This is a genomic window from Methanomassiliicoccales archaeon (genome assembly GCA_035527755.1).
In the GTDB taxonomy this organism is placed as follows: domain Archaea; phylum Thermoplasmatota; class Thermoplasmata; order Methanomassiliicoccales; family UBA472; genus UBA472.
The window spans coordinates 1-8,671 of record DATKZX010000018.1; the positions used below are offsets into that span (position 1 = coordinate 1).

Annotated in this window: 9 protein-coding genes; 5 read left to right on the plus strand and 4 right to left on the minus strand. The window is 56.2% G+C overall.

Translation table 11 applies throughout. The annotated features are described in order from the left end of the window. The 4 genes from VMW85_06345 to nadX all read right to left on the minus strand — a co-directional run. Positions 1 to 557: DNA gyrase modulator (locus VMW85_06345; protein HUT27647.1), on the minus strand; the 557-nt coding region annotated here is incomplete at its 3' end. Continuing rightward, positions 558 to 1,934 carry a TldD/PmbA family protein gene (locus VMW85_06350; GenBank protein ID HUT27648.1) on the minus strand — a complete coding sequence of 459 codons (1,377 nt, stop codon included), beginning with the start codon at positions 1,932 to 1,934 and terminating at the stop codon, positions 558 to 560. Next, positions 1,931 to 3,022, minus strand: coding sequence for an aminopeptidase P family protein (locus VMW85_06355; protein ID HUT27649.1), 1,092 nt, complete (start codon positions 3,020 to 3,022; stop codon positions 1,931 to 1,933). The genes VMW85_06350 and VMW85_06355 overlap by 4 nt, the downstream gene beginning before the upstream one ends. 46 nt (positions 3,023 to 3,068) lie before the next feature. After that, on the minus strand, positions 3,069 to 3,938 hold the full coding sequence (gene nadX, locus VMW85_06360) for an aspartate dehydrogenase (protein ID HUT27650.1): 870 nt from the start codon (positions 3,936 to 3,938) through the stop codon (positions 3,069 to 3,071). A 127-nt stretch (positions 3,939 to 4,065) separates the two neighbouring features. Between nadX and VMW85_06365 the strand changes: the two genes are divergently transcribed. The 5 genes from VMW85_06365 to VMW85_06385 form a co-directional block, all read left to right on the plus strand. Then, positions 4,066 to 4,470: an archease gene (locus VMW85_06365; protein ID HUT27651.1), complete on the plus strand. Its 405-nt coding sequence runs from the start codon at positions 4,066 to 4,068 to the stop codon at positions 4,468 to 4,470. Between the two features lie 8 nt (positions 4,471 to 4,478). Then, complete coding sequence (gene mvaD / locus VMW85_06370; protein HUT27652.1) at positions 4,479 to 5,438, plus strand: diphosphomevalonate decarboxylase; 960 nt, start codon at positions 4,479 to 4,481, stop codon at positions 5,436 to 5,438. 119 nt (positions 5,439 to 5,557) lie between these two features. After that, positions 5,558 to 6,670, plus strand: a complete 1,113-nt coding sequence (locus VMW85_06375) for an HAD hydrolase family protein (GenBank protein HUT27653.1) — start codon at positions 5,558 to 5,560, stop codon at positions 6,668 to 6,670. 118 nt (positions 6,671 to 6,788) lie between these two features. Continuing rightward, positions 6,789 to 7,058, plus strand: a complete 270-nt coding sequence (locus VMW85_06380) for a hypothetical protein (protein HUT27654.1) — start codon at positions 6,789 to 6,791, stop codon at positions 7,056 to 7,058. Positions 7,059 to 7,085: 27 nt separating this feature from the next. Further along, on the plus strand, positions 7,086 to 8,671 hold a 1,586-nt coding region (locus tag VMW85_06385; protein ID HUT27655.1), incomplete at its 3' end, for an MMPL family transporter.

An 8,671-nucleotide genomic window follows, 5' to 3' on the forward strand; every position in this document is an offset into this window, starting at 1 on the left:
CACCCCTCACCGGGATCTACCCCGTTGGTCATGGAGGTGAAATGGGCGTAGGCCATGGTGCCTATCTCGCGATAGGCCGCCCCGTTGGAGTTGGCCAGCGCTCTCTCGATGACCGCCACCCGAAGCTGTCCTCGGGGGATCTTCACTCCTTCCCCGACGGCGCTGACAATGTTGTTGACCTTGTCCCTCAATGTTTCATTTGTGGCGTTGACGATGTCTTCGGAGCAAACATCCAACGAACCGTTCGGATGCTGAAATCCGGGGAACTTCTTGAAGTAAGGATCGGGACGGGACAATTTCGCCAAAGCCACTGCCTTCGCCCCGCATTCCTCCAGGTCCCGCATGTGGAAAATGGTGGAGCTGGACTGCCCCAACCGACCGTTTAGGGAGACCTTGACCGAAAGTCCCTGGTCCAGCTTAACCTCTAGGTTCTTGATCATATCGTCGTCGATATAGGCGGTTAGCGACCGCACCCTTACCAGGAAGGCCTCGGCCTCCTTGGCTCCCTCTTCCAGGACGTTGTGCACCGTCTTCTTGGACATCCTCTCCAGGTCCATTCAGTCACCTCCCAGCACGATCTTGAAACGGCAATGCGGTCCACCGGAGGATACTGGCACCCAATCCTCGATGCCCTTGCCGCAGTAGCCTCCGTCCAAGGTCACCTTTTTACCTACGGCGTCACCGGTCCCCAGTATGTCCAGGGCGTTGCCGGTCAGCGTGAACGAACGCAGCATCTTTGTCACCTGTCCGTTCTCGATGAGGAACCCCCGCAGGGCTTTGGCCTCAAAGCCTCCACCCACCGGGTCCTCCATACCGCTGATCATGCGGTCGGTGAGCACTCCCAGCTTCACATCGGCGATCATCTCCTCCAGGGTCTGGTCCCCTTTCTCGAAGAAGGTGTTGGTCATGCGCACCCAAACTCTCCGCCCGAAGTCCTGCGCCCTGCCATTGCCTGTCGGTTTCACGCCCATCTCCGCTGCGGTCTCCAGCGAATGCATGTACCCCTGGTAGACCCCGTCCTGTATGATGGTGGTGCGCGATGAGGGTGTTCCCTCGTCATCGAATGGAACGGTCCCTCTAGCTCCTAGCACCGTTCCATCGTCTACCATGGTGATGAGGGGTGATCCGACCTTCTTCCCCACCATATCGGTAAGGAAAGAACGCCGTTTGACGATCTCGTCCGCCTCGGAGGCATGTCCCATGACCTCATGGGCCAGCAGCCCGGATATGCTGGGATCGGTTATGCAGGTGACCAGTCCCGAAGGGGCTTTCACCGCGGTGAGCATCTTGAGCGCTTCCAACCCGGTGTTCCGGCCCAATGCCTCCAGGTCAGTGGCCTTGACCAGCTCGAAGCCCTTGGAGCCATCGCGAATGTCATAAAAGAACTCTGTTCGGCCTGCTTCCGAGGCCACCGCCTCCACCATTAGGGAGGAACGTACCTCCTCCCAGCTCAACTGTCGGTCATGGCTGCTTACCAACTGGTTCTGGCGCACCTCCTCCCGCAGCATGGAATTGGTATTGACTATGCGAGGGTCCACCTTCTGTGCCCGGTCCAGGTCTATGGCCGCCTGCACCTTCTCGTCCATGCCTATCTTGGAGGGGTGTATCTGAACGTCAGCCTTCAGATCGGCCCTGGCGCCTCCCATGTCCGGGATGAGCTTGCCCGGGGCGTTTCCCGCCTTGGCGTTTCGAACGGCCTTGACCGCCGCTTCCAAAAGAGTATCTCTGGACACATCCACGGTGGTGGCGTAACCCCATGAGCCCTTCTTCCTTGCCCGAAGGCATACACCTCTCATGCGGTCCTCGGAGATCCGTTTGACCGCCGCGTCCACCACCGCCACACCGGTCGAGGTGATGGTTTGATAACGGGCGTCACAGAAGTCCGCCCCCTCCATTCTCATACGCTCCACTGCTTTTTCCAACTGGTCCATCATGTGATCACCTTCATTTCCCTGGAGGCGTCTGTGAGCATCTCGTACCCGTCCTTGGTGATCAGGACATCATCTTCGATGCGAACCCCTCCCTGCCCTGCGATATAAACCCCCGGCTCTACCGTCAGCACCATGCCCTCTTTCAACAGGAAGTCATGATCGGGGGCCATCCTGCCTCCGTCATGTACCGATAGGCCCAATCCATGGCCGGTCGAGTGGACCATCAGTCCTTTGAACTCGCTGGCGTCGATGATCCTACGGGCGGCCGCGTCCACATCCTTGCCGTTGGCGCCGGCCTTGATGATTGCCAAGGCCGCCCCCTGCGCTTCCAGAACCACCTGGTACATGCGTCCCTGCCAATCATTCACTTCGCCTACGAAGAAGGTGCGGGTGATATCGGAGCAGTATCCATCGACCTTGCATCCGAAATCGAACAAGGCCACATGTCCATCCTTCAGAACGATGTCCTCGGCCCCATGATGAGGCTCGGCCGAGCTGGCACCGAAGGAGGCGTTGGTACCGAAGGCCGATCCAGAGGCTCCCAACTTCATCATACGATAATCGATCTCCGCCGCTGCCTCATGCTCGGTCATTCCCTTTCTCAATATGGATGGAATATCTTCAGCCACCCGGGAGGCGATCCCACACGCCCGGCGTATCCGGTCTATCTCATCCCGATCCTTTATTAAACGGGATGTTTCCAGGCCCTTGCTCACGTCCAGCAGTTCAGCTTTAGGTGTCAGCCGGTCGATCTCCAGATAATTGGCATGGGTTATGCCCTGCGCGTTCACTCCTACCATACGAAACTTCTTCATGAAACCGATGGCCAGTTCTTCCCTTTCCTTGCGGGTGCGGTATGTCAGCACCTCGCTCTTTCCTCCCCGAGCCGAGGTCTCCTCCAAAGCGGAGGTGATGATGGTCGAGCGACCGTCGGGGGTGATCACCCCCAGGCATCCTTCGAAAAGTCCGGCCTTCGTGCAAGTGATGTATGGGAAGGCCGCATCTAACAGTGGCTCTTCCGCATTCATGATAACGATGGCGTCCAGGCCATCCTGGCAATTGGAGAATATCCATCTAACTCTATCAATCATCCCGTTCACAGATGCTGAAGGGAAATAGGCGTATATAGGAATGTTCTCAGATGCCTATCCACACGTTCCCTGCGATGCGTCTGATGGCCGCCATCGCGGATAACGCCGCTAGATAGCTAGTGGCCGGGTTAGAGGGAAATGGGAGATTGTCGGTCTCGCAGACGATGTGCCCGAACTCCCCCCTCACTTCCAGGCGGTGAGTGTTGCAATCGCTAAGGGGGTCGCAGACCAGTTTCACGTGTGTCTTGTCCAATCCTATTCCGATAAGGGATATGGTGGCCGACACGTTCACGTTCTTGGGGAAATGCATCACGGCCTCCCGGGCCGATCCCTCGAAAAGCACGGTCTTCTTTTTCAATAAATCGACGTCGACCCCCTTGGATAACAAGTAGTCATTATCCTGGAAGCTCTTCGGCCCTTTGGTCGATACCAGCTCTACGCTCTCGATGACGTCGGATGAGGCGGAGTGCAGTCCGTCAGTTCCGCAGATGGCTCCCGACGGAACGAAAAGCCGGCCCCCCTTTCTCTTGGCCACGTTGAAGCATCTTTCCCGGGTATCGTCGTCGGCGAAGGCGCCTACGCTCATCACCAGGACATCGATCCCCATGCCAAGGACGATGGGCACATAGTGCATCACCGCTTCTTGGGAGGCGGCCTCGACCACCAGGTCCACGTTCTTAAGATGTGCCTTGATGCTTTCGTCGGTGGGAGATATGAACTTGGCCTTGCGGCATTCATCGGCTATCTTCCGAGCCCGGTCCTCGTTCTTATCAGTGATGTAGAAGATATCGATCTCTTCCATTTCCTGGATGGCCTCGGACAGGGTGGTGCCGATGGCCCCGCTGCCGATGATGAGGAGTCGCATCGGCGCATAATTGGCGAACCCCGATATAACCTTGTCCCCCTGTTCCAGCAGGTTCGATGACCATTTTTTCTGGCGTTATGAGCTAGGATGCGCTCGCAAAGGTTCTTTGAAGAACATCGGTCACGCAACGACATTGAGTTCGCGCATGGTTAATTATCGGTGCCGCCATGCCATATCTATGAAGTATCGCACCCTGGACCACACCGCGGACGTGATGGTGGAGGCGTTCGGTGACGATCTGGAGGATTGCTTTGCCAACGCCGCCTTTGCCCTCACGGATCAAATTCTCGACGCCAGCGCGGTGAGTCCCAGGGAGGAGAGGGTGATCGAGGTCGAAGGACACGACCATGAGTCCATGCTGTACAACTTTCTCTCTGAGCTGCTCTTCATCTTCGATGTCACAGGGATGGTATTTTCCAGGTTCGAAGTTCGCTTTGACGATCTGAAGGTCGTTTGCCACGCATGGGGAGAGATTTTCGACCCTCAGAGGCACGACCCCAAGAAAGAAATCAAGGCCATCACCTATCATATGATGTTAGTGGACCCCTCCGTGCCCCTGGTGCGGGTGGTCTTCGACATCTAGGTGATCGATTGAAAGCTTCCGCCGTCGCCCATCCAATACAGGGTCTGATCAAGTATCACGGGCTTAGGGACGAACGGCTGCGCATCCCTTTCCACGATTCCATTTCGGTCTGCACCGCCCCTTTGGCCACCCACACGACCGTTGAGTTCGGGCGGGGGGAGGACAGCGCCGAGTTCGACGGTCACAAGGCATCGCCCCAAGAGATGGCTCGAATAATGGCGGTGGTGGACCCGCTGCGCCAATTGGCGGGGGAGAAAGGGGGGATGCGCATGATCTCCCACAACAACTTCCGGTCCAACATCGGTCTGGGGGCGTCGGCCTCGGGGTTCGCCGCTCTAGCCTTGGCATGCGCCGAGGCTCTATCATTGGATTTGCCGTTGAAGGATATCTCCCGTTATGCCCGCCGTGGAGCCGGTTCGGCCGCCCGGGCGGTGACCGGCGGTTTCTCCATCTGGCATGCTGGAGTGGATGATGAAAGCAGTTACTCCGAAATGATCGCCTCATCCAAAGACATGGACATGGGCATACTGGCGGTGATCGTGCCGGCATACAAGGTCACTGACACCGCCCACCGGGAAGTGGTCACCTCGCCCTTCTTCCAGGCCCGTCTGGAAACGGTCAACGCTTCCCTGGAGCAAATGCTGTCGGCCATATCCTCCGGGGATGTGAACCGCGTTGGGGAGCTGGCAGAGAAGGATACGCTGGTCCTGCACAGCATTACCATGACCGGTTCCGATCAGATGCTGCTATGGAGACCGGAGACCCTGAGGATCATGGCCCGGGTCAAGGAGCTAAGGTACGAAGGGCTCAACTGTCATTTCTCCATAGATACCGGCGCTACCGTCTACGTCAATTGTCCGCTTAGGGAGATGAAGGAGGTCGAGGACGGTCTAAAGGACCTCGAGCTTCCCATAATGAAATGCCAGGTGGGCGACCAGGCCAAAACGGTATCGGAGCACCTGTTCTAGATCGCCATCAAAGGTCTACAGGTGGTAGCGATGCCAATCTTAGCTAGTAGAAGGTGTTAATTAATATGGGATCTCGATATCATGCCCAAACCGATAGGTGCTAAGGTGGAGGTGAATACATGGAGTTCGACCTGATGGATGAGGTGATGCCGTTCGAGGGCAAGATATTCATATCCGATCTACAAGGCCCGATCACTACCAACGACAACGCCTATCAGGTCACCTCCAGCATTGTGGAGAATGGCGATCGGTTGTATAGTGTCATCAGCCGTTTCGAGGAGGTGATGGCGAACGTTACGCGTAAGGATGGCATCAAGGCCGGGGATACTTTGCGGCTGATATTGCCTTTCCTTAAAGCGTACGGGGCCACCGACTCTTCCTTGCTGAAACTTTCCCACGAGGGACTGAACATCGTTCCAGGGGCGGACAAGACCATGCGCTACGTGCAGGAGTTCATGTCCAGCTTTATCGTCAGCACCAGTTACGAGCATTATGTGGGGGCGGCGTGCGAAAAGATAGGATTCCCCTTCGAGAACGCCTTCTGCACCCGCCTGAGCATGGACATGTTCGAGATGGACGAGTGGGAGGTGGAGACCCTGCGCACCTTGGCTCAGGAGATCGCCCGCATGCCTTTGGTGAACATACCGCCCAACGTTCGCCACGTTCGGGACCTCAAGCAGGAGGACCGTGTCATAGTCAAACGTCTGGAGGAGATCTTCTGGAACGAGATGACCGACCTTTCCTCATATCAGTTCATATCTCAGGTGAACCCGGTGGGCGGAGATGAGAAAGCGACCTCGGTCGTGGAGATATGCAAACGGTTGAGCGTTCCCTTGGAGGACTGCATGTACGTGGGCGATGGGATCACGGATGCGCGCGCCCTGCAGGTCGTGAGACGCAGCGGCGGCCTTGCCGTCGCCTTCAATGGTAACCAGAAAGCCCTGGGGGAGGCGGAGCTTTCGATCACCTCCGACAACACCATCGTCACCTCCATGCTGGCAGAGATATTCTACCGCTCCGGACGGGAAGGCGTACTCGAACTGGTCGAAGGATGGGGGCACGATGCCCTGCGACAATCAGGAATGGTTCACAATTATCTCTTAAGAGAATGCTTCCGGCTCTTCCCTGAAGCACCACCGCAGGTTCGGCGGTTGAACAAGGACAACTTGCCCGAACTGCTCGAGAGAAGTCTGGAGTTCCGCCGTAAGGTTCGGGGGGAGCTCTTATTCTGATCTTTTATTATCCCTCATCACTATCTTTATTGTAAGATCGACCTAAGGGCGAAGATCATTTCAATCGGACAGAGGGGGGACGATACGTTAAAATACGCTCTTTTATCTGCCTGACATCATGTCCTCGAGGTTATTGAGCTACATCAATCGACCGCGGCGTTGGAGGGCGGGTAATTCCATCGTTCCCGACCCCGAGATGCTGGACTATTATTTCGAGGAATATCAGATCGCGGGCGTGATCCGTTCCCTTATCAGGTCGGACCCGCCATCCAGAGGGATCAGTCAGAAACTTCCCCTGGGCACGGATGCCCCAAAGAAGTTGGACGGTCTCGTCGGTCCATTGGACACCTGGCTGGTACGTGATATGTTGAACGACATGATGAATTAAACGGCCAATATCCTTAAAAGTGATCACATGAGCAAGACCCTTAGTTCCTTGGGAGAATTTGTAGGCAAACGTCCTCTAGTCTCCATACTTATTATCCTGATGATCACCGTCCTATCGGTGTCCTCAGTAGCCTTTAACGGCATTAACAGTAGCTTCGCTAACTCCGATTTCATGCCGGAGAACGAGGTGTCCATGGCGAGCTCGGAGATATCCGAGACGTTCGCCTTGGACTACAGCATCACCGTGTTGGTGAAAGGTGCAGAGGGCGACATGATCACCCAAAGGGCCTTCCTGGACGTTCTAGAGGCTGAAGCGGCGGTCATGGGGAACGCCACCCTGGTGTCCTACCTAAGTACCGCCTCGATCAACCCCTATTCATCGGTCATAAGCCCGGTGGACATGATCGCCAGTGCCATGCTTATGTCCATGAACGAAACTCAGGTGGCACAGGTCACAGGGCTGACGCAGGTTCCTACCTATGATAACCTGATCAAGCTTATGGGGGTCACCTATACCTCCATGCTCAAAGGGGTATTGCACGAGCTGCTGGCCTCTCCCTATACTCCGGTGCAGGTCAAGGACTTCCTTCCCCGCATGTTCACTGCCGATTTCGACCCGAACTCCACCTCCCCTGAGGCCAAGGGTGCCCTGGTGCTCTACAGCTTCAGCAAGGACCAGGTGGACGTGACCATCCCAGCCATTGACCTGGAACAAGCTTTGAAGAACGAGATGGGCACAGGTGGGGAAGGAGCGATAATATCTGTCCTGGGAATGGCCATCATCAGCGATAGTATCATGACCGTCGCCATGGGCTCCATCAGCAATCTGTTCCCCATCGCTGTACTTGCCATAGTGGCCATCCTGCTGCTGATCTATCGCGATCTCCTAGACACCTTAATGGGCCTGATGGGCCTGGGTATAGCTATCATCTGGATGTACGGCTTCGGCACCGCCCTGGGTTTCGCGTTCAACCCCATGACCATGATCGTGCCCATAATCCTCTTGGGTCTTGGAATAGATTACAGCATCCACTTGGTCATGAGATACCGTGAGGAGAGGGCCGAGGGCGAGGATCCGCAGTCGGCCACCAAGAAGACCATGCTCTCTGTGGGAGAGGCGCTGGTTCTGGCCACAGTCACCACCGTCATCGCCTTCCTATCGAACGTCACCTCCTCAATGCAGGCCATTGCCGAGTTCGGCATATTGACCGCGGTAGGCATCATATCCAGCTTCGTGGTCATGGTCATGCTTATCCCCGCCACTAAGGTATTGAGGGACGCTCGCAACGAACGCAAGGGGAAGGAAAACAAGCACTACCAGAAAAAGGTTCACAGCAAGTTCAGCGCAGGTCGTTTCAACAGTGCGGTAGGCAAGATCACCCACAAGGCCCCCTGGGCAGTAATAGGGGTCGCCCTTCTGGTCACCGCAGCGGCTGGCTACGGTGCGATCAGCCTGAAGACCACCTTCAATCTCAACGATTTCCTGCCAGAGTCCATGGACGTGGCCAAGGACATAAATTTCCTGTCTAACGAGTTCAACATCACCAGTGGCTCCACCGCCCAGATACTGGTCAAGGGTGAGCTAACTGACCCATCATCGATAATCGCCATGGA